The sequence below is a fragment of the Aequorivita sp. Q41 genome (genome assembly GCF_039831855.1).
GTDB lineage: Bacteria > Bacteroidota > Bacteroidia > Flavobacteriales > Flavobacteriaceae > Aequorivita.
Genome location: NZ_JBDPMS010000001.1, coordinates 287,017 through 308,604 on the forward strand (window position 1 = coordinate 287,017; position 21,588 = coordinate 308,604).

Genomic DNA, 21,588 nt, shown 5'->3' on the forward strand with positions numbered 1-21,588 from the left:
CCGCTAAAATAAGCTGTGCAGAAGCGAATTGTTTTAAGCCAACTTTAAGCTTAAATGAAGAATTATTTAAAAAAATAAGTAGGACACAGCATTGATTTTACGGAATTGTAAACTGGGAGTTACCAAACCTTTTTCATAAAAATAAATTGATTATTTTCGTTTTATAATTTTTTAAAAATTAGAATGATGAACAGCACAAACTTTTCAAATATTGGATTGCTTATACTCCGAGTAGGTTTTAGTGGAATGATGCTTACCCACGGAATTCCAAAACTTCTAAAAATGTTTTCTGGAGATTTTTCATTTGGAAATCCAATAGGCATAGGCGAAACAGCTACATTAGTCTTGGCGGTTCTTTGCGAAGTATTTTTCCCTATTCTCGTGCTTATAGGCTTTAAAACCCGATTGGCTGCCATCCCAGTTATAATTACAATGGCTGTTGCAGCTTTTATTGTTCACGGAGCAGATCCATTAGGAACAAAAGAAATGGCGCTACTTTATTTAATGGCATTTAGCGCAATTGCACTTTTAGGAGCTGGAAAGTATGCAGTTGATAGAAAATAGTTGATAGAAATAAAAAATTATTTTCAATTAAAAATTTTTACCAACAATTCTTTTAATAAATCGGCTTGTGGAAGATTGGCGGCTCCTACACCTTTACTTTTCATATCCACTTCGCGAATTGCACTTATAATAGCGCTCACTTTTTTCATGGGGTAATTTCGTGCTGCAGTTTGATAATCTTTTATAAAAAACGGATTAACACCCAACGCTTTTGCGGCATCTCCTTTATTAGTCAATGCGTGATATTTTAGTAGTTTTGAAAAGAAACTGTAAAGCAAAGCTACCGTCATTACCAAGGGATTATTTTTTTGGTTTTGTGAAAAGTATTGAATAATCGCAAAAGCCTTTTTTATATCCTTCGCGCCAATGGCATTTTGTAACTCAAAATTATTGAAATCCTTACTAATCCCAATATTTTCTTCAATAAGCTGCGGTGTAATTTGCTCCCCAGCTTTTATAATAAGTTGCAGTTTTTCAAGCTCATTATTTATTTTATTTAAATCATTTCCTAAAAACTCCACCAGCATTTGAGCAGCTTTTGGGGTAATAGTATAGCCTTTTCCTGCAAGCACCCGTATTATCCAATCTGGAACTTGATTATCGTACAGTTTTTTACTTTCAAAAAGCACCCCTGTTTTAGCAACTGTTTTTGCTAATTTCTTCCGCTTATCTAAAGTTTTATATTTGTAACAAAGCACCAAAACTGTTGTAGGCTGTGGGTTATCAGCATACCCCGCCAAATTTTCAATAGTTCTAGAAAGGTCTTGCGCTTCTTTAACAATTACAACCTGCTTTTCTGCCATCATAGGGTAGCGCTTGGCATTGCTAATAATATCTTCAATTGAAATATCACGCCCATAAAGCACCATTTGATTAAAGCCTTTTTCTTCTTCAGACAAAACTTTTTCTTCTATATATTTTGAAATACCATCAATATAATAAGGTTCCTCTCCCATCAAAAAGTAGATTGGCTTTGTGTTTCCGCTTTTTATATCGTTGATAATAGATTTTACTTTGTCTAATGGCATTGGACGTTTTACAATTTACAATTCAGGATTACAGATTGAGGGATAAATTTTGAATCTTTGCGTATGCAAAAACTAAACTTTCAGGAATACTCCTTTCGCTTCAAAAGTAGCGAAAATAAAACATTGGTTTTTGATGAAATCAGAAAAAAATTTGTGGTCCTTACTCCCGAAGAATGGGTTCGGGTACATACAGTTCAATTTCTGATAAACGAAAAAAAATACCCTAAAAGCCTCATTAATGTTGAAAAACAGATAAAGATTAACACTACCGTAAAAAGATACGACGTAGTGGTTTTTAATAAAGATGGCAGTATTTTTTTAATTGTAGAATGCAAAGCGCCATCCATAGCAATTACACAACTTACTTTCGATCAAATTGCACGTTATAACTTAGCGTTACAAGCAGAATACTTAATGGTTACAAACGGTTTAGCGCATTATTTCTGCCAAATGGATTTTGAAAAAGAACGTTATCAGTTTCTAAAAGAAATTCCAAACTACAAATAAGCATCACAAAAACGCTTCAAAAAACTATCTTTATACCTGTGAAAATAGCAATAGTCATCTTAAATTGGAATGGGCAGCAGTTGCTTGAAAAATTCCTGCCCACTGTAGTGAATTTTTCAACTGAAGCTACGGTTTATGTAGCCGATAATGCCTCAACGGATACTTCAATCACTTTTATTTCTGAAAATTTTCCGACTGTGAAAATCATTCAAAACATGGTTAATGGGGGGTATGCCAAAGGTTATAACGATGCTTTAAAAAATCTTTCTGAAGCTATTTTTGTTTTGTTGAATAGCGATGTTCAAGTAACAAAAAATTGGTTAGAGCCAATAATTTCAGAATTTAAAAATGAACCTAATCTAGTTGCAGCACAACCAAAAATTCTTGATTATAAAAATAAAGAGTACTTTGAATATGCTGGTGCTGCTGGAGGTTTTATTGATAAATACGGCTATCCTTTCTGCCGCGGACGTATCTTCAATAGTTTAGAAAAAGATTTAAGACAATACAATGATATAACTGAAATTTTTTGGGCCTCTGGTGCTTGTTTCTTTGTAAAAGCAAAAGCTTTTTGGGAAGCTGGTGGGTTTGATGAGGATTATTTTGCGCATCAAGAAGAAATAGATCTTTGCTGGCGCATGCAGTCTCAGGGGGGGAAAATTAAATATGTAGGTACTTCAACAGTCTATCATGTTGGTGGGGCAACCTTAGAAACTTCAAACCCGAAGAAGACATTTTATAATTTTAGAAATTCACTTTTAAACCTCTTAAAAAATGTAAATGGCTTACAAGCTTTCGTAATACTTTTTATAAGAATGGTGCTTGATGGAGTTGCTGCTTTTCAATTTTTATTTCAAGGAAAACCCAAACATTTCCTAGCTATTATAAAAGCGCACATTGGTTTCTATAAATTAATTCCAAAATTTCTTCAAAAAAGGAAAAAATACGCCTCAAATTTAAAATTCTATCACATTAAATCTATTGTATATCAGTATTTTATACGCAATAATAAAAATTTTAACGAACTTTAATTTTTTTTACTTAAAGTATTGTTAATCGTTTCTTAAGTGACTGCTATTTTAATAATTTTGGTTCTTAAATTTAAAAACAACAATCTAATATAACACGTTAAAAATTATGAAAAAACTATTGATTTTAGTAATGTGTTCTGGTTTAGCCCTGACCTCTTGTGTCCCTAAGAAAAAATATGCTGAACTTGAAGCAAAGCAAAAAAATACGCAGGATTTGCTAAATACAGCAACAGTTAAACTTAATGACTGTCTTACTGAAAGAGCGGCATCTACAGCACGTGCTAAAGAGCTGGAAGAGCGATTGGCTGATATGAAAAAAACAAATGCTGACCTTATTCAAAGTTCTAAAGAACTTACAATGTTAACATCAAAAGGAGCTACAAACCTTGAGAAATCATTGGAAAGTCTTAAAGAAAAGGATTTAAAAATTACACGTTTACAGGACGCCCTTAATAAAAAAGATAGCGTTACCCTTGCACTTGTTACTAGTCTTAAAAAAGAAGTTGGTATAAATGACCCAGACATTGAAGTAAATGTTGAAAAAGGTGTTGTTTATATTTCACTTTCAGACAAAGTAATCTTTAAGAGTGGTAGCTACCAAATTTCAGGTAGAGCTACCGAAATTTTAGGTAAAGTTGCAAAAGTAATTAACGGCAAGCCAGACTTCGAGGCTATGGTTGAAGGCCATACAGACAATGTTCCTTACGGGAAAAGAGGTGAATTGTTAGACAACTGGGATTTAAGTGTAAAACGAGCTACTGCAATTGTTAGAGAGCTTCAAAACCTTGGTGTTGCACCATCGCGATTGGTTGCAGCGGGACGTTCAGAATACGTACCCTTAGTACCTAACACAACTGCTGAAAACAGAGCTACAAACAGACGTACTCGTATTTTAGTACTTCCAAAAATTGATCAATTCTATGATATGATCGAGAAAGAAATGAAAAATCTTGAAGCTGGAGGAAAGTAATTTTCAAAAGGAATAGCTATTAAAAACCCAGTCCCTAACGACTGGGTTTTATTTTTTTAAAGCGAAAATTAAAGATACTTTTACATCCCCGTTAATTAAAACATAGTACATTCTTTTTATAGTTATCCTTAAATCAAGAAATAGTATATTATTGTAACCGTAAATTATAAAATCATCGCAACAAAAGAAGAAAATATAATTGAAACCTTTTATACTGCTTTTGCAAATTTAGATGCAGAAGCTATGGTTGATTGTTACCACGATACTATCATATTTGAAGACCCTGCATTTGGAGTTTTAAAAGGGGAAGAAGCAAAAAACATGTGGCGTATGCTTTGTAAAACACAAAAAGGAAAAAACTTTAAAGTAATTGCATCAAACTTTGAATCTACATCACAAGCTGGAAAAGCAAGATGGGAAGCCTTTTATACCTTTAGTAAAACAGGTAGAAAAGTACATAATGTTGTCAATGCTTCCTTCAAAATTAAAAACGGGAAAATAATAAGCCACGTAGACAGCTTCAACTTATATAGATGGTCAAAACAAGCGTTAGGTTTTAAAGGCTTTTTAATGGGGTGGACGCCTTTCTTTAAAAAACAATTAAACGCTCAAACAACCTATTTGCTTAGAGAATTTCAAAAGAAAAAGAACCGCTAATCTAAAGTTCCAAACTTCCTTTTCCCTCTCGAATTACTACCGGCTCAGCACCCGTTAAGTCAATTACTGTTGAAGGAATGTTTCCACCATACCCCCCATCAATTACCAAATCGACTAGATTATCCCATTTTTCAAGAATAAGCTCTGGATCGGTTGTATATTCAATAACCTCATCTTCGTCTTTTATAGAAGTAGAAATAATTGGATTGCCCAGCTCATGCACAATAGCCCGGGTTATCGCATTATCAGGAACCCGAATTCCTACTTCTTTTTTCTTTTTAAAAACTGTTGGAAGGTTATTATTTCCAGGAAGAATAAACGTGTACGGGCCAGGTAAATTTCGCTTTAAGAGTTTAAATGTGGGCGAATCTATTTGTTTTACATAATCACTCAAATTACTTAAATCCTCACACACAAAAGAGAAATTCGCTTTCTCAAGTTTTACACCTCTTAGTTGTGCCACGCGTTCCATGGCGCGATTATTTCTTATATCGCATCCAAGAGCATAAACAGTATCGCTCGGATAAATTACAACTCCTCCATCACGAAGAATTTTTACAACGCGTTTAATTTCTTTTGGATTTGGGTTCTCCTCGTAGATTTTTATAAATTCTGCCATGCTTAAAAAAATTTATCGCTTCTAGTTCGTTTACAGGATTTCACAAGTTAATGTTATTTTTAACCCTATTAATAGGAGCAGTATTTTTATTTAAAGTTACTTACTATTTTTAAAAAAAGATAACTTCCTTTAAAATTCTTTACATAAAAAGCAATTTCTATCGTTATGATTAGAACAAAACCTTTTATGAAAAAACTCCTCCTTATAATTATTTACTTCGGAATTCATTTTAGTTTTATTTCTTGTACTAAAGACAATGACTCTGATAGGGCTGACACCTTGGCTGCCGAAACTTTTCTAAATGTTTCCTACGGAAATAATTCTCAAGAAAAATACGACCTTTATTTACCTGCAAACCGTTCTTCAGAAAAAACAAAAGTAATTGTTTTAGTACATGGCGGTGGTTGGACTGAAGGAGATAAATCAGACATGGGCTCCTTTATCCCTTTTATTCAGCAAGTACACCCCAATCACGCAATAGTTAATATGAATTATGTATTGGCAACTGTCAATACACCTGCTTTTCCTAACCAGTTTTTAGACTTAGATGCCGTAATAAATAAGTTGACTTCTGAGAAAAATGAACTGCAAATTCTTCCGCAATTTGGACTTATTGGGGCAAGTGCTGGCGCACATATTTCATTGATGTACGATTCTGTTTATGACAGCGATGACCAAGTAAAAATGGTTGGTAATATTGTTGGTCCGGCAGATTTTACTGATCCATTTTACAGCGACAATCCAAATTTTCCGGTTTATCTTACCGCTCTTGTGGATGAAAGCGCGTATCCTACTGGAACAAATTATGCAGCAGTTTTGAGTCCGGCCTTGCAAGTTTCTAATGCTAGCAGCCCTTCCCTACTTTTTTATGGAAACACAGACCCTTTGGTACCACTCTCGAACGCAATTACTTTAAATACCGCGCTAAATAATGCACAGGTTGACCATAACTTCACTGTTTATGATGGTGGTCATGGCGATTGGTCTTCAAATGATTATGAAGATTTAAAAACACAATTAAGTATGTATATTAATACATATCTAAAGGTATCTGAATAAGGTTTTATGCTTTCGAATTCAGTTTTAGATAACTTTCAGCTTTGCAAAACGAAGCAGTAACTTTTTTAATCCCCCGTTTTCAAAATCTATTTCCGCTTTAGTATCGGCGCCAATGCCTTCAATTTTTAAAATTTTTCCTTTTCCGAAGCGAACGTGTTCTACAATTGTTCCAACATTTAGATTGGCATCTTCAGCGTTAAAGTTTTTATCGGTATCGCTTGTAACAGGTTTTAACCTACGTAATTTTCGCAATTGCGCTTCTGTTGGCCCCATGGGTGCTTTTCCTGCAATAGGTTTTTGAAGGCGAAGTTTGCTATGATCTACTTCATCAAAAATATCAGCATCTAATAATGGTTTGTAGCGATTTTCTGTAATTGGAGTTAAGTACTCTAAAAAACTTTCGTCTATTTCTTCAATAAAACGACTTGGTTCAGCATCTATAAGCTTCCCCCAACGATAGCGAGATTGGGTATATGTTAAATAGGCCTGCTTTTCTGCACGTGTTAAAGCCACATAAAATAGCCTGCGTTCTTCTTCTAATTCACTGCGGGTATTCATACTCATTCCACTCGGAAAAAGATCCTCTTCCATCCCCACAATATATACGTATGGAAACTCCAATCCTTTTGCCAAATGGACAGTCATCAAAGCTACCCGATCGCCATCGCCTTTATCATTGTCCAAATCAGTTGCAAGCGCTACATCTTCCATAAATTCTGAAAGTGAACCTGTGGCATCGGCAATTTCTTTCTGTTCTTCTACAAAATCGCGCATACCATTAAGCAGTTCCTCAATATTTTCAATTCGTGCAATACCTTCTGGAGTACCGTCTTTTTTCAATTCCTGAAGCAATCCGGTTTTTTTTGAAACATGCTCCGTAATCGTAAACACATCATACCCGCTATTTAGAACCTGAAAACTTTCAACCATAGTAACAAAATCTTGTAATTTGGTTTTGGTTCCTGAATTAATTTTCAAATCGATTTTATCAATGTTCTTCATCACTTCAAAAATCGAACGATTGTAATGGTTTGCTGCAACTATTAATCGCTCCATCGTTGTTTCACCAATACCACGAGCGGGATAGTTTATAACGCGTTTTAATGCTTCTTCATCTTTTGGGTTTAATACCAAACGTAAATACGCAAGTACGTCTTTAATTTCTTTTCGTTGATAAAAACTGAGCCCGCCGTATATTCTATACGGAATATCTTTCTTTCTAAGAGCGTCTTCAATAGCACGGCTTTGTGCATTTGTACGGTATAGAATTGCAAAATCACCATCTTTTAATTGATGGTTCATTTTATTTTCAAATATGGAACTTGCCACAAAACGACCTTCGTCTCCATCAGTCATTGTACGGTTTACGAGGATTTTAGGGCCCTCATCGTTTGCCGTCCACACTACTTTTTCGAGTCTTGTTTTATTTTTTTCAATGATATTATTTGCTGCATTGACAATGTTTTTTGTGGAACGGTAGTTTTGTTCCAAACGAAACACTTTTACTTCATCATAATCCTTTTGAAAATTCAAAATATTATTAATATTCGCCCCTCTAAAAGCATAGATACTTTGCGCATCATCACCAACAACACATATATTCTGAAATTTATCTGAAAGCGCACGTACAATTAAATATTGACTATGATTGGTATCTTGATACTCATCTACCAAAATGTAGCGAAAACGATTTTGGTATCTGGCCAATACGTCTGGAAAACGCGTTAAAAGCTCATTTGTTTTTAGCAACAGATCATCAAAATCCATTGCACCTGCTTTAAAGCATTTATCTACATACGATTTATAAATATCTCCCAACCGGGGCATTTTTGCCATAGCGTCTGCTTCCATCAATTCTGGATTGTTGAAGTATGCCTTTACAGTTATCAAGCTATTTTTATAGGAAGAGATCCGAGAATACACTTGCTTGTATTTATAGACATCTTTATCGAGGTGCATTTCTTTAATAACCGCACGAATTACGCTTTGTGAATCTTGGGTATCATAAATCGTGAAGTTGGAAGGATACCCAAGCTTATCAGCTTCAAACCGGAGTATTTTTGCAAAAATACTATGAAAAGTTCCCATCCAAAGATTCTTGGCTTCACTTGTCCCCACAATTTGTGAGATACGTTTTTTCATTTCCCTTGCAGCCTTATTGGTAAAGGTTAGCGATAAAATATTAAACGGATCCACACCTTGCGACATTAAATACGCAATTCGAAAAGTTAGCACACGGGTCTTCCCAGAACCTGCGCCTGCAATAACGATCATTGCCCCGTCTTTTTGCAATACGGGTGCGCGTTGGGCTTCATTAAGTTGTTCTAAATAATTTTCCAAAACTACATTTTCTTCAAGCTGTGAAAATAGCCATAATGATAGAAACAAGGAAAGAGAATTCTATGAAAATTATAAACAATGATTTACTTCGGCTTTATTCTTTTAAAAACAATTTTATTTTAAATACCTTTATAAAAATTTGATTAAATGAACGAAATCTTATCTTTCTTAGGACAGATTCCATGGTGGGTCTGGGTACTTTTAGTAGTATTTCTTGTTGCTATTCGCGACGTTTTTTTTAACAAACATCACACTATAAGTCATAACTTCCCGATAATTGGACATATTAGGTATATGCTTGAAGGTATTGGGCCAGAAATTAGGCAATACATAGTTGCTAATAATCGTGAAGAACTTCCATTCAATCGAATAGAACGCGGCTGGATTTATGCTTCTGCCAAGAATGAAAACAATTATGAGGGTTTTGGTACCGACCGTGATATATATGAGCCTAATTATATATTTATAAACAATTCACTACTTCCCTTTAAGGTAGAAAAAGAAAACCCCAATTATAAAAACCCTTATTTTTTACCCTGTGCAAAATTAATGGGTGAATTTCATAAACGCCGCCGTCCTTATCGCCCTACATCGGTAATTAATGTATCCGCCATGAGTTTTGGTTCGCTTTCTGCACGAGCGGTAGCATCATTAAATAAAGGTTGCGGACTTGCTTATTGCTATCATAACACAGGGGAAGGCGGCCTTTCGCCATATCACAAAACAGGGGCAGATGTTGTTTTTCACTTTGGAACAGGATATTTTGGAGTTCGTGATGACAATGGAAATTTTTCAATGGAAAAAATGGTAAAGCTTGTAAATGAAAATCCACAAGTTAGAGCTATTGAAGTAAAACTTTCACAAGGTGCAAAACCAGGGAAAGGTGGCGTACTTCCGGGTGCAAAAATAACCCAAGAAATTGCTGAAATAAGACATGTACCTTTAGGGAAAGATGTGCTTTCTCCACCAACTCATTCTGCGTTTCAAGGGGTTCAAGGATTGGTTGAATTTGTGGAAAGTATTGCTGAAGCAACTGGGCTTCCCGTTGGAATTAAGTCTGCTGTCGGCCGTTTAAACGAATGGGAGCAGTTGGCAAAAATAATGAAAGAAACAGGCAAAGGCCCAGATTTTATAACCATTGACGGAGGTGAAGGTGGAACAGGTGCTTCACCACCTAGTTTTGCAGATCATGTTTCATTACCGTGGCTTTTTGGTTTTGCTGAAGTCTATAAAATATTTAAAAAACACGCTATCTGCGATCAAATAGTCTTTATTGGAAGTGGAAAATTGGGTTTTCCTGCAAGAGCAGCAATGGCATTCTCAATGGGAGCAGACCTGGTAAATGTTGCGCGTGAGGCGATGATGAGCATAGGATGTATACAAGCCCAACAATGCCATACCAACAAATGCCCAAGTGGCGTGGCGACTCAAAATAAATGGTTGCAGCGCGGAATTAATATTGAAGACAAATCTGTACGGGCGCATTTTTACTTCAAAAATTTTAGGAAAGAGCTTTTAGAAATGACGCACGCATGCGGATATGAACACCCTTGCCAATTTACGATGGAGGATGTAGATTTAACCGTAGGTGATAAAAATCTAATAAGCACACTTTCTCAAACTTTTATGTATCATAAATGCGATGTACCTTTTAAAAGTATGAAGCACTTAGCCGAATGCGAACATTTAGGGGGTAATTTTCATCAAAAAGAAGCTAAAAAAGAAGTGAAAGCAATGAAGAAGGAAAATATGGTACGATATTAATATTCATATAAAACATGCTTGCTCATATATCAAAAACACATTAAATTTGTTAGCTTTTAAAAAAATATATGGAAGAAACAACACTCGTTATAAGTTATGTAGCCTATCTATTACCTGCAATTGTTGTTGGTTTAGTTGCTTATTTTTTCTTTAAGGGACATACCGCAAATGAAGAAGGGCGTCGTAGGTATTTGGTTCAAAAAGAAGCCCAAAAACAAGTACTACCGCTTCGATTGCAAGCTTATGAGCGTATAACTCTGTTGCTGGAGCGTATAGACCCAAACAAATTATTGGTACGCGTTAAGCCTTTTTCAGATTCTAAAGATGATTATGAAACCTTATTGGTGAAAAATATTGAACAAGAATTTGAACACAATCTTACACAACAAATCTATGTTAGCCCTGAATGCTGGAACGTAGTGAATGCTGCTAAAAATGCTACAATTCACGTTATCCGCCAAGGGGCAATGCATGAAAAAGATGGAAATGTAGATAAAATGCGAGAATGGTTATTACAGAATTTTATTGAAGAAGTTACACCTTCTCAAAAAGCAATGGGGTATATAAAAAAGGAAGTGAGCGAGCTTTTTTAAAAAAAGTATTTTTTCAAGGCGTAAAAAGGTTGTGATGTATTGCAAATAATACAAGACCAATTCTATTTCTTATACCGAGTTTTCTATATAAAGAATCTCTATAGCCCTCTACAGTTTTATAACTACAATACATTGCTTCAGCAATTTCTTTATAATTCATATCTGTACAAGCAAGTTTGATAAATTCAAACTCTTTGGGTTTAATTTCAGTATCAACATCCTTGTCTAAAGAATCCACAAGTATTTGTGAAACTGTATTTGTATAATACTGTCCATTTTGCACAAGCCCCATTAAAGCTTCCTCGAGTATATCTTTTTTTGTGTCTTTCATCAAATATCCCTTGGCGCCAGCGCGAAGCATTTTTAATATGGTATATTCATCTTCTTCTATGGAGAGCGCGAGAACTTTTATTGTAGGGAATTTATTTTTTAATATTTCTGTAGTTTCTATTCCATTGAGAATTGGCATTTTGATATCCATTAAAACGATATCTGGAATATTAGCAGAATCTTTAAGTTTTTCCAATAATTCACTGCCATTGCTGCATAAATACAGCACCTCAAAATTTTTAAAATCCTGCACCAACCCCCCAATTGCTTGAGAAAGCAAAAAATGATCATCGACAACAACTACAGAATATTTCATTTTATGATTTAATTAAAAGTATTACCCTCAAATATATTAAGTAAAATTATAATCCAAATAAAGTGCGGTGCCTTTATCTTTTATAGAATCAATTTTTAATGCTGAATGTATAAGTTTTGCGCGTGTTTCCATATTTTTTAAACCTATACCCATAAAATCATCATTTTTTTCAAAGCCGATACCATCATCCTTGGCGGTAATTTTCAACTCTTCATCAGAATAATTAAGTATTACTTTTAGCGAAGAGGCTTTTGAATGTTTTATTGTATTTGAAAAAAATTCTTGCAATATTCTAAAGATAATAACTTGTATATTACTTTCTATCGGTATTATATCTCCTTTAACAATTAATTCTGCTTTTATAAACTTCAATCTATTAAAGCGTTCTATTTCTAAAGAAACTGCTTCTTTCAAGCTAAGACTTTTTAGGGCCTCAGGGTTAATTAGTTTTGAAAGCGCCCTTAATTCATCAATCCCAGAGCCTATTGTTTTTGAAACCTCGGTCATTAATTCAGGCTTTTCAAGGGCCATTTGAGATTGTATTTTGGCCAAGGTCATTAATTGACCAATATTATCGTGTAACTCCCAGCTAATATTTCGAAGTGTTTCTTCGCGTATTTCTATTTGTGATTCCGCTAATTCACGATCAAAAACTTTTTTGGCTTCTGCTTGTTCTCGAAGCAATCGGTTCTTTCTACTAGAAAAAACACTAAATAAGACGATAACAATGATAACCAGAGATACTGGAATGGCTATTGCTGCTATTATTATTATCTCTTTTTCATCCATAAAAACCCTGTCAGGAAAAATAAATACATCAATATAATTAAGGAAAACTGAATAATCAGTAAAATCTCAAAAAAACTATCAGGTTTGTAAAACCAAGTTTTTATAATTTTAATTGGTATATACCCAATGTAAAATAAAAAAAGACCAACACTAATCCAAAATAAAAGATCATTTTTCACCACTAACACCAAGGATGATTGTAAAATACTTATATAATACAAAATGATGCATAGTATAAGTATTCCTGCACCTACAATATAGGTTATTATAAATGATTCCTTAAGGATACTTGAAAATACAATATCGCCTAAAAAAACTAGCCAAAATATCGCAAGCCCTATTTTTATACACTTTTTAAAAGATACTACATCAATTACTTTCATAAATACATAAAAGAAAAATGAAAAATACAGAAAGTAATATATGTTATAAATTAAAAATATAAAATCCCGATGCCCTATTTTAAGTAGCTGCCCAACAAACTCTGTTGCAAGTGTAATAAATAGAATAATTGGCAAATACTTTAAAGGCGTATCCTTATACAAGGGGAGTCTAATCAATGCTATAATAAACACGATGACGTAAAGCGTCATAAAGGTATTTTCAAGTATGTTTAAAACTGTTTCCAAGTAAAATTTATAACTAATTACTATTACCAAAATCATCGTCACCTGGAGGTGGGATTAGTTGGCCATCATTTATAATTAAACTTGTAGATTTTTGAACTGCGCTGTTATTTGAAGTAAAAAAACCTGCTTCGTTCATTTGGTTTGATGAATCATCCGACTCACCATCTATGTTTTTAGTTTTGCCAAAATTTTTATTGATAGGTACAGCTACCCTTTTTCCATCCATATTTTCAATTGAAAATCCTACGTTGTTTCCTTCATAAGCCATTGTTGGTAAAATAAAAAAGCTATTTCGTCTTGGGTATTTTACTGCTTTCCCATCCGAAAACTTATCGCTCGCCGGGTAGGTGGATAAATAAAAGCGAAGCGTTTTTATATCAACCTTAGCGCCTTTAGCTTCATGCTCAATATATGCGATGTATTGTTTTATTGTCTCTAAATCATATTCTGCATAACGCGTAGGTAAGAATTTTTCATCCTGCTTATCAATACTATCTTCAAATTTCTGGATAATAGGCACACGTCTTTCAGTATAAGTTTTATACATGTTTTGAGCCTGTGCTACAGAGATTATTTTGCCTTTTGGCGGACCATTATACTGAGGTTCTTTATGCGTACTTGTTTCTTGACAACTAATAAATAGTAAGTTGGCAAAAATTAAGACTAAAAATCGTTTGGTTATTTTTGTTTTCATAATATAGAGGTTTACGGTTATGGTATAAATGTAGTTACAAAAGCGCTCACTTAAAAACAGATGTTTTCATCTTTAAAATGAACTCCATCCAAAATTACTGATAATTAATACATTAACTTTATGTTTTAAGTAAAATACGGGGAAAACACTTAAAAATTGGGGGATTCCCCCTTTTTTAAAAGAAAAGAAATTTAGCTGTCTTTTGCACGAACTTCGCTTAAATCTTCATTTTTTTGATGGGCATATACATAGCCGCTTTCCCACCATTTCTTCATCATTTCCTTATCAAAAATCAATGAATTTGTAGTTAAAACCGTAGGGGTATAATATAGATTGATAATTGCATTTTTATTTGCTGCTGCAAATTTACCAATCCGAATATTCTGTTTTTCAATGCGATCTGCCATATAATTGTGCATATTCGTAAGCAATGAAAAAACATTTTTTGAGGGAAGCCGGTTGTAATAGGTAACTTCAGTTTCCAACACAATCACATCAACCGTTGTGGCCCCTCGGTTTATAGCCTCTTCGATAGGAACCATGCTTCCAAAACCGCCATCGGCATATTCACAACCTTCTTTTTTTGCAAGACTCATAAAAGGCGTAAAATTTGAAGAAATCCAAATCCAATCTAAAAAATCGTTGTACTCAAAATCATTGATAGATTTATATTCCACTTGACTCAATGAAAGATTTGAAACCGTTACAACTACTTCCTTTTCTGAAGCTTTTAAGATATTAAACTCATTTTCAGTAAACGTATTTCCTATAAGCTTTCGCAAGTTTAGGCTTTCGCCAAAAGTTTTCTTCCCTTTAATAAAATTTTTAAGCACCGTTATATGGTCAATTCCAATTTGTTTCCCACCAAATTTATCTTCTTTTATTGTAAAAGGACAACTGCTAAAGATACTCTGTTGGTTAACGGAGGTAAAAGTGTCTTTTATTTTTTCAACCTTATTAAGTGCCAAATGTGAAATAAGCAAACTCCCTGTGGAAGTTCCAACAAAAAGATCGTAATCATGGTGTAGCTGCTCCATTAAGTACTGCGCCACACCTCCAGCAAATGCACCTTTGCTTCCCCCGCCAGAAATTACCAACGCCCTCATTCTTTAACCATTAAATTTAAATAATTCGATGCTTTTTCTGAAAGTTGCCTCCCTAAAACCTTCACTTGCTCGTAGTATTTTTGATTGCGAATTAAAGAATTTAAAAGTTCTTTTGAAGTCTTTGAAAATCGCCAAGTAGGATGAACACAGGCTTCCACCAAATTTTTTATCGTTTCCAAATCCCATAATTGAAGCTCGTTAACATACTCAAACGCCTTTTCACGAATTTCAAAACTGTAATCTGTTGAAGTATACTTTTTTAATTCTTTCAAGTACTTTTCCTTTTCAGTGGTTTTATAGTTTTCAGTAATTAAAGCCAATGCAAGCCATAACTGACGAATGTTTTTATTCTGGAACCCTTCAATTCGCTGAGTTTTGTTTAAATACTCACTTCTTTTTTCAGGAAATTGCATCCATAATTGATACAACGCAGCCTCTATTGTTACATAGGAATCGTCATTTAACAGACTTTCATATTCCGTTTGAAATTCCTTCGGGATAGCTTGAAGCGAAAGCGCTACTGCCTGCCGAACATATAGATTATTACTTTCAAAAGCTTTTTTGTATAACGGAAGTACTTCTGAAATCGGTTCGTTTGCAAGTTGATAAACAGCTTCCTGCCCAATAAAATCGTTAGGAAAAATTAATGCCGTTTTCAGCTGATTTTTTTTGTCTTGCAACGCAGTGGCACGAAGTGCTGAAATTTCAAAATAGGTAGTAATAAAGGAAGATTTTAGCAAGGATTTATAAGCTTCTTCGGCTTTAAAAGCTGTTTGCTGCAACCAATCTTTTTCAAAGGTTTCAATATCAGCTTGTGAAACTGCTTTAACTTCATTCAAAAAATCATCTGTTGAAACATTTTTGAATTTATATTTTTCCAAATAATTTTTGATGGCTGTTTTAAATACTTCGTCTCCTATTCGTTCTCTTAAAATATGAAGTGCCCAAGCTCCTTTTTGGTAAAAAGTAAGCGAACTCGCCTTCGCATTTAATAAAGACTCTCCTTTTCCTTCATCGCTCATTGCTTTAAGTTGCTCTGCAGTTTGGTACAATTGCCAGTAATAATATTCGTCGCCAAAAATTTCTTTTTCGGCCAACAAAGCGTAATAAGTTGCAAAACCTTCCTGAAGCCAATGGTCTTTATTTGCTGTTTCCGTAACCAAATTTCCAAACCATTGATGTGCAAGCTCGTGAGCGTTTACATTTACATAATTTCTATCTGCAAAACCTATAGAATCTACCATAAACGCTTCTGAAAAAAATGTGGCGGTGGTGTTTTCCATTCCTGCGTACAGAAAATCGCGAACTGGAACTTGCTTGTAATTTTGCCAGGGATACGGTACGCCAATTTCAGTTTCTAAAAAGTCGAAAATTTGTTTGCTATAACGGTACGTAGGTTCAACTTTTAGTGAATCTTTTGGTTTAAAATACAACTCTAATGGAATTCCAGAATTTGAAACGAGTTCTTTTCTATCAAAATCCCCAATTGCGAAGGCTACTAAATAGCTAGGCATGGATTGTTTCATATCAAAATGCCATGCATTAACTTCCTGCACATTCTGCAAATCGATTAATTTTCCATTTGCAATTACAGTTTTATCTTTTGGAGCTAGTATTTGTAAATCAAACTCAATTTTATCGTTTACATCGTCAATACTTGGCAACCAATGCGACGTATATTTTCCCTGTCCTTGCGTCCAAATTTCATTTCCGAAGAAATAAAGAGTTTGTTTAGGCTTCATTTCGTACCAAAAATCAGCTTTATATGTCATTCCCTTTTCAAAATCTCCCACAAACCACAACTTTTTTTCATCAGAAGTTATCTTGAAATTTTTAGTTTTAACATCATTAATATGAATGTCTTTAGCATCCATAAAAATAGAATCTGTGGTTACTAAAACTTTAAAAGTGGTTAAAAATTTTCCTTCTACTTTTTTTTCCATTAAATCAGTTCCGACAGTTGCTTCAATCTTTAAAAAATCTACAACATCCGTCTGCTGTGAAAAAACAGTAAAACCTGAAAAAAGAAGTGCAATGAGAAACTTGTACATTAGTATAAATGGCGAATTAATTAATGAAAGCAAATTACAAATTTTCAACCAATGCTTCCTGCTCGCAACCAAATTTGTATTTTCGTTTTATGAATGCCAATTTTTTACAAACTCCAATAGATTATCTTAAAGGCGTCGGTCCAAACAGGGCGGATTTGCTGAAAAAAGAACTCGGCATTCACACATTCCAAGATTTGTTGAATCTTTTTCCGAACAGATATTTGGATCGCACCAAATATTATAAAATTGCACAACTACAGCAAACCAATGCAGAAGTGCAACTTATTGGTAAAATAACCCACATTAAAACCGTGGCCCAAAAACGCGGAAAACGATTGGTTGCCACTTTTATTGATGAAACGGGAACTATGGAATTGGTATGGTTTCGTGGACAAAAATGGATCCGGGAAAATTTGAAACTCAATCTTCCCTATGTGATTTTTGGAAAAACAAATTATTTCAACGGAAGTTTTTCTATGCCACACCCTGAAATGGAAACGCTAGATGCGCATAAAAAAAGTATTCGGTCTGCAATGCAAGCCGTTTACCCTTCAACCGAAAAATTAGGAAATAGTGGCATTACAAATCGAGTAATAAATGGACTGATGCAACAGCTGTTTTTGGAAACCCAAAATGGCTTCGCAGAAACCCTTTCAAAACCACTTCTAGCGCAGCTAAATTTGGTCTCAAAAAAAGAGGCGCTTTTCAATATCCATTTTCCGAAAAGTCAAACGCATTTGGCACGCGCACAGTACCGCTTAAAATTTGAAGAATTATTTTACATTCAATTGCAATTAATTCAGAAAAACCGCATTCATAAATCGAAAATAAAAGGCTACCCTTTTGATAAAATTGGATCTAATTTCAATACCTTTTTTTCGGAACATTTACCTTTTGAATTAACCGAAGCTCAGAAACGAGTTATTAAAGAAATTCGAAACGATTTAGGAAGCAATGCCCAAATGAATCGATTGCTACAAGGCGACGTAGGTTCTGGAAAAACAATTGTGGCCTTAATGGCTATGTTAATAGCACTTGACAATGGTTTTCAAGCTTGTTTAATGGCACCAACTGAAATTTTGTCAGTTCAACATTACAATAGCTTAGTTGAAATGTGTAAAAAACTGAACACCAGTATAGCATTGCTAACTGGCTCAACCAAAACTTCAAAGAGAAGGGAAATTCATGAAAAATTAGAAAATGGGGAATTAGATATTCTAATTGGCACACACGCCCTACTTGAGGATAAGGTGAAATTTAAAAATTTGGGGCTTGCAATTGTTGACGAACAACACCGTTTTGGAGTGGAACAGCGCAGTAAATTATGGCATAAAAACACTTACCCGCCACACGTACTTATAATGACCGCCACCCCCATTCCCCGCACTCTCGCTATGAGTGTATATGGCGACCTCGACAGCAGTGTTATAGACGAACTTCCACCAGGGCGAAAAGACATTAAAACCGTGCATCGTTTTGACGCCAATAGACTGAAGGTTTTCCGCTTTATTAAAGACGAAATTTCGAAGGGCAGGCAGGTGTATATTGTGTACCCTTTAATACAAGAAAGTGAGACCATGGATTACAAAGATTTGATGGATGGTTATGAAAGTATTGTACGTGAATTTCCTCCAGACGGATCGGGTCCAACTTATCAAGTTTCAATTGTTCACGGTCAGATGAAGCCAGCCGATAAGGAATATGAGATGAACCGTTTTATAAAAGGAGAAACTCAAATTATGGTTGCCACAACGGTTATTGAAGTTGGTGTAAACGTACCCAATGCCAGTGTCATGATTATTGAAAGTGCTGAACGCTTCGGGCTTTCACAATTGCATCAATTGCGTGGTCGTGTGGGGCGTGGAGCAGAACAGAGTTATTGTATTTTAATGACGGGCCATAAACTTTCTGCAGATGCAAAAACCCGATTAGAAACCATGGTTCGCACCAGCGATGGTTTTGAAATTGCTGAAGTTGACTTAAAACTTCGTGGTCCAGGCGATTTGATGGGCACCCAACAAAGCGGTGTTTTAAACCTCCGTATTGCCGACATTATAAAGGATAGCGAAATATTAAAGCTTGCCAGAAGCTACGCCATGCAAACCCTAAAAACAGACCCTAAGCTTGCTTCGGAAGGAAATATTCCTATCAAAAACACCTACGTACAACTTGTGAAATACAGAAATATTTGGAATTATATTTCATAAATATTGCCTCACAAACCGACTGTTTTAAATGATAGAATTACACGCTTCGTAGACATTTATTGTTGCATTTTTACGTTATCACAAATAAATCATATATATTTAATTCCTAAACGTATTCACTATGAAAAAAACACTACTTTATTTTCTTTTTATTATTGGTTCTGTTGGAACTGTAAATTCGCAAACGGTCGTTACTTTTTATACAACACTGGGCGATTTTGAAGTGGAATTATATGATGAATTAGCACCCATTACTGCTGGCAACTTTTTAAGTTTAGTGGAACAAGAATTTTATGATGGTATTATTTTTCATCGTGTAATTTCAAATTTTGTAGTTCAAGGTGGCGATCCAACTGGAACCGGAAGTGGGGGACCTGGATATACTATTCAAGATGAATTTATTCCTGGTTTATCCAACGTAGAAAGAACCCTTTCTATGGCCAATACTGGACAACCAAATTCTGGGGGAAGTCAATTTTTTATCAACCTTAAAGACAATACTTTTTTAGATTTTGATAAACCACCCCTTACATCTGCACATCCTGTGTTTGGAAAAGTAATTACAGGCTGGGAGGTTGTTGAATTGATTGAGAATGTACCTGTTGATGGAAACGACAGACCAATAACTCCTGTTGTAATGAACATGATTCGTGTTACAAAACCTTTAGGAACTAATGATTTTAACTCGAATGATTCTTCATTTGCTATTTATCCAAACCCAATAACAAAGCAAAGTATTATTGAACTAAATAGCAAAACATCCGCAAGGACGTCATTTTCCATAAGAAATGTTAATGGCGCCCTTATCGCTAGCAAAAGTATTCAGGTAAATGAAGGCCTAAATAAAATTAATTTAGCAGCATTTGAAATTGAAAAACTTCCAGTTGGCATGTATTTTATGTCTATAAACAACACCAATATGGTTACACAAAAACGCTTTTTAGTTTCTGAATAATTAAGTTTTTTGTCCTCATAAATTTAAAAGCTAGGCTGTAATTTATTCTTGAAGGTCAAGAATAAATTACAGCGTTTATGTAAAATACACCAAGCTAACCAACATAGAATCAGATTTAAAAGGACAGGTTTCTTTTACAACAAGTTTTTATATATAGCTTGAATGAAAGTATTTGAAAATACAATACTTTTACAAAAAAATTACAAATGAAATTAATTACCTTCTTCACTTTTACCGTGTGTCTTTTTACTTTTCCAACTACTAAGGCGCAGGTTTTTAACACCTATTATGACGAAATAGTTCAAGATGTTTCTTCAGCAAATCTTTTAAACGACTTAACTACACTGGTAGGTTTTGGCATAAAAGAACCTGGAACAAATGCAATTGAAAACGCAAAAGACTGGATTGTAAACAGGTACCAAACCTTAGGATATACAGACATAGAAACCCAAGCTTTTAGTGTTGGTGGAGAAATTACTTCAAATATTATCATCACTAAAACTGGAAGTGTGTATCCAGACACTTTTTTAATAATTGATGGTCATTACGATACCCTAAATGGTCCTGGCGCCAATGATAATGGCAGCGGAACAGTACTTATACTTGAGCTTGCGCGATTATTAAAAGACGTAGAGACCGAATATTCTATCAAATTCATTCATTTCAGCGGAGAAGAAGAAGGCTTAATTGGAAGTAAATTTTATGTAAATAATACTGTAATTCCTGAAAACCTTGACATTAAATTAGTGTTTAACATTGACGAAGTTGGTGGAGTTGCTGGCATGCAAAACGATACGATTGTATGTGAACGCGACGAAGGGTCACCAAATTCAAACAATGCTGCTTCTGCGCAAGCAACTCAAGAAATGGCAAATTGCTTCGGTCTGTATTCAAACTTATTAACAGAGATTTCATACGCATACGCTTCAGATTATATGCCTTTTGAAGCCAATGGCGAAGTGATTACAGGGCTTTATGAAAAAAACGAGTCTCCTTACGCACATTCTCCAAATGATATTATTGATAATATGGATCCCGATTATGTTTTTGAAGTAACAAAAGGCAGTTTAGGCACCGCCCTTCATTTTGCGGTGGGCATTGAACCACTAAGCATTTCTGAAAATAGTTTTGCTGAAAATATTATTAGCTACCCAAACCCTTCAAAGGGAAAAATAACAATAAGTTTAAACCCCTCTTTATCTGAAAAAATAGAATTAACGGTTTTTGATGTGCTAGGAAAACTAGTCTATAACACAAATTTGAATAGCAAAACCAATACGTTGGATTTAGCTTTTTTGCAAAGCGGAATGTATCAAGCTGTTTTTAAAAACGACACCAATATAGCTTTCAAAAAAATTATTATTGACTGATAATCAGCA

The 21,588-nt window shown here is 34.6% G+C and carries 20 protein-coding genes; 11 read left to right on the forward strand and 9 right to left on the reverse strand.

The features are described from left to right. Positions 1–183: 183 nt before the first annotated feature. A complete protein-coding gene (locus tag ABJ955_RS01335; protein ID WP_347372803.1) occupies positions 184–564 on the forward strand; it encodes a DoxX family protein in 381 nt (126 codons plus the stop codon). A gap of 23 nt (positions 565–587) precedes the next feature. On the opposite strand, the gene holA is transcribed toward ABJ955_RS01335, so the two are convergent. After that, the gene (holA, locus tag ABJ955_RS01340) at positions 588–1,592 is read right to left on the reverse strand and encodes a DNA polymerase III subunit delta (RefSeq protein ID WP_347372804.1); all 1,005 of its coding nucleotides are present in this window, start codon (positions 1,590–1,592) and stop codon (positions 588–590) included. A gap of 63 nt (positions 1,593–1,655) precedes the next feature. On the opposite strand from holA, the gene ABJ955_RS01345 reads away from it, so the two are divergent. The 4 genes from ABJ955_RS01345 (at position 1,656) to ABJ955_RS01360 (ending at position 4,757) form a co-directional block, all read left to right on the forward strand. Beyond that, the gene (locus tag ABJ955_RS01345) at positions 1,656–2,099 is read left to right on the forward strand and encodes a type I restriction enzyme HsdR N-terminal domain-containing protein (RefSeq protein ID WP_347372805.1); all 444 of its coding nucleotides are present in this window, start codon (positions 1,656–1,658) and stop codon (positions 2,097–2,099) included. A 38-nt stretch (positions 2,100–2,137) separates the two neighbouring features. Beyond that, positions 2,138–3,130 carry a glycosyltransferase family 2 protein gene (locus ABJ955_RS01350; protein ID WP_347372806.1) on the forward strand — a complete coding sequence of 331 codons (993 nt, stop codon included), beginning with the start codon at positions 2,138–2,140 and terminating at the stop codon, positions 3,128–3,130. Between the two features lie 106 nt (positions 3,131–3,236). Further along, positions 3,237–4,100: an OmpA family protein gene (locus tag ABJ955_RS01355; RefSeq protein WP_347372807.1), complete on the forward strand. Its 864-nt coding sequence runs from the start codon at positions 3,237–3,239 to the stop codon at positions 4,098–4,100. A gap of 198 nt (positions 4,101–4,298) precedes the next feature. Beyond that, positions 4,299–4,757, forward strand: coding sequence for a nuclear transport factor 2 family protein (locus ABJ955_RS01360; protein ID WP_347374346.1), 459 nt, complete (start codon positions 4,299–4,301; stop codon positions 4,755–4,757). Position 4,758: 1 nt separating this feature from the next. Here ABJ955_RS01360 and ABJ955_RS01365 read toward each other — a convergent pair whose 3' ends face one another. Next, entirely contained in the window at positions 4,759–5,376 is a 618-nt protein-coding gene (locus ABJ955_RS01365; protein ID WP_347372808.1) for an L-threonylcarbamoyladenylate synthase, read from the reverse strand. Positions 5,377–5,562: 186 nt separating this feature from the next. Here ABJ955_RS01365 and ABJ955_RS01370 point away from each other — a divergent pair, with 186 nt between their 5' ends. Then, positions 5,563–6,435, forward strand: coding sequence for an alpha/beta hydrolase (locus ABJ955_RS01370; protein WP_347372809.1), 873 nt, complete (start codon positions 5,563–5,565; stop codon positions 6,433–6,435). A 24-nt stretch (positions 6,436–6,459) separates the two neighbouring features. Here the strand turns inward: ABJ955_RS01370 and ABJ955_RS01375 are convergent, their stop codons facing one another. After that, positions 6,460–8,775: a UvrD-helicase domain-containing protein gene (locus tag ABJ955_RS01375; protein ID WP_347374347.1), complete on the reverse strand. Its 2,316-nt coding sequence runs from the start codon at positions 8,773–8,775 to the stop codon at positions 6,460–6,462. 147 nt (positions 8,776–8,922) lie between these two features. Between ABJ955_RS01375 and ABJ955_RS01380 the strand changes: the two genes are divergently transcribed. Continuing rightward, on the forward strand, positions 8,923–10,539 hold the full coding sequence (locus ABJ955_RS01380) for an FMN-binding glutamate synthase family protein (protein WP_347372810.1): 1,617 nt from the start codon (positions 8,923–8,925) through the stop codon (positions 10,537–10,539). Between the two features lie 68 nt (positions 10,540–10,607). Further along, a complete protein-coding gene (locus ABJ955_RS01385) occupies positions 10,608–11,132 on the forward strand; it encodes a hypothetical protein (protein ID WP_347372811.1) in 525 nt (174 codons plus the stop codon). A gap of 13 nt (positions 11,133–11,145) precedes the next feature. Here ABJ955_RS01385 and ABJ955_RS01390 read toward each other — a convergent pair whose 3' ends face one another. The 6 genes from ABJ955_RS01390 to ABJ955_RS01415 all read right to left on the reverse strand — a co-directional run bounded on the left by ABJ955_RS01390 (position 11,146) and on the right by ABJ955_RS01415 (position 17,047). Continuing rightward, a complete protein-coding gene (locus ABJ955_RS01390) occupies positions 11,146–11,778 on the reverse strand; it encodes a response regulator transcription factor (RefSeq protein ID WP_347372812.1) in 633 nt (210 codons plus the stop codon). 36 nt (positions 11,779–11,814) lie between these two features. Next, positions 11,815–12,567 carry an ATP-binding protein gene (locus tag ABJ955_RS01395; protein WP_347372813.1) on the reverse strand — a complete coding sequence of 251 codons (753 nt, stop codon included), beginning with the start codon at positions 12,565–12,567 and terminating at the stop codon, positions 11,815–11,817. After that, a complete protein-coding gene (locus tag ABJ955_RS01400) occupies positions 12,549–13,160 on the reverse strand; it encodes a hypothetical protein (protein ID WP_347372814.1) in 612 nt (203 codons plus the stop codon). The genes ABJ955_RS01395 and ABJ955_RS01400 overlap by 19 nt, the downstream gene beginning before the upstream one ends. Before the next feature lie 49 nt (positions 13,161–13,209). Beyond that, positions 13,210–13,890: a hypothetical protein gene (locus ABJ955_RS01405; protein WP_347372815.1), complete on the reverse strand. Its 681-nt coding sequence runs from the start codon at positions 13,888–13,890 to the stop codon at positions 13,210–13,212. A gap of 191 nt (positions 13,891–14,081) precedes the next feature. Further along, complete coding sequence (locus tag ABJ955_RS01410) at positions 14,082–14,996, reverse strand: patatin-like phospholipase family protein (protein ID WP_347372816.1); 915 nt, start codon at positions 14,994–14,996, stop codon at positions 14,082–14,084. Then, entirely contained in the window at positions 14,993–17,047 is a 2,055-nt protein-coding gene (locus ABJ955_RS01415) for a M1 family metallopeptidase (protein ID WP_347372817.1), read from the reverse strand. Before ABJ955_RS01415 ends, ABJ955_RS01410 begins: the two co-directional genes overlap by 4 nt. A gap of 89 nt (positions 17,048–17,136) precedes the next feature. Here ABJ955_RS01415 and recG point away from each other — a divergent pair, with 89 nt between their 5' ends. From recG to ABJ955_RS01430, 3 genes are all read left to right on the forward strand, one after another. Continuing rightward, a complete protein-coding gene (gene recG / locus ABJ955_RS01420) occupies positions 17,137–19,254 on the forward strand; it encodes an ATP-dependent DNA helicase RecG (RefSeq protein ID WP_347374348.1) in 2,118 nt (705 codons plus the stop codon). 121 nt (positions 19,255–19,375) lie between these two features. Then, complete coding sequence (locus ABJ955_RS01425; protein WP_347372818.1) at positions 19,376–20,209, forward strand: peptidylprolyl isomerase; 834 nt, start codon at positions 19,376–19,378, stop codon at positions 20,207–20,209. Between the two features lie 206 nt (positions 20,210–20,415). Next, positions 20,416–21,579, forward strand: coding sequence for a M28 family peptidase (locus ABJ955_RS01430; RefSeq protein WP_347372819.1), 1,164 nt, complete (start codon positions 20,416–20,418; stop codon positions 21,577–21,579). Positions 21,580–21,588: the final 9 nt, after the last annotated feature.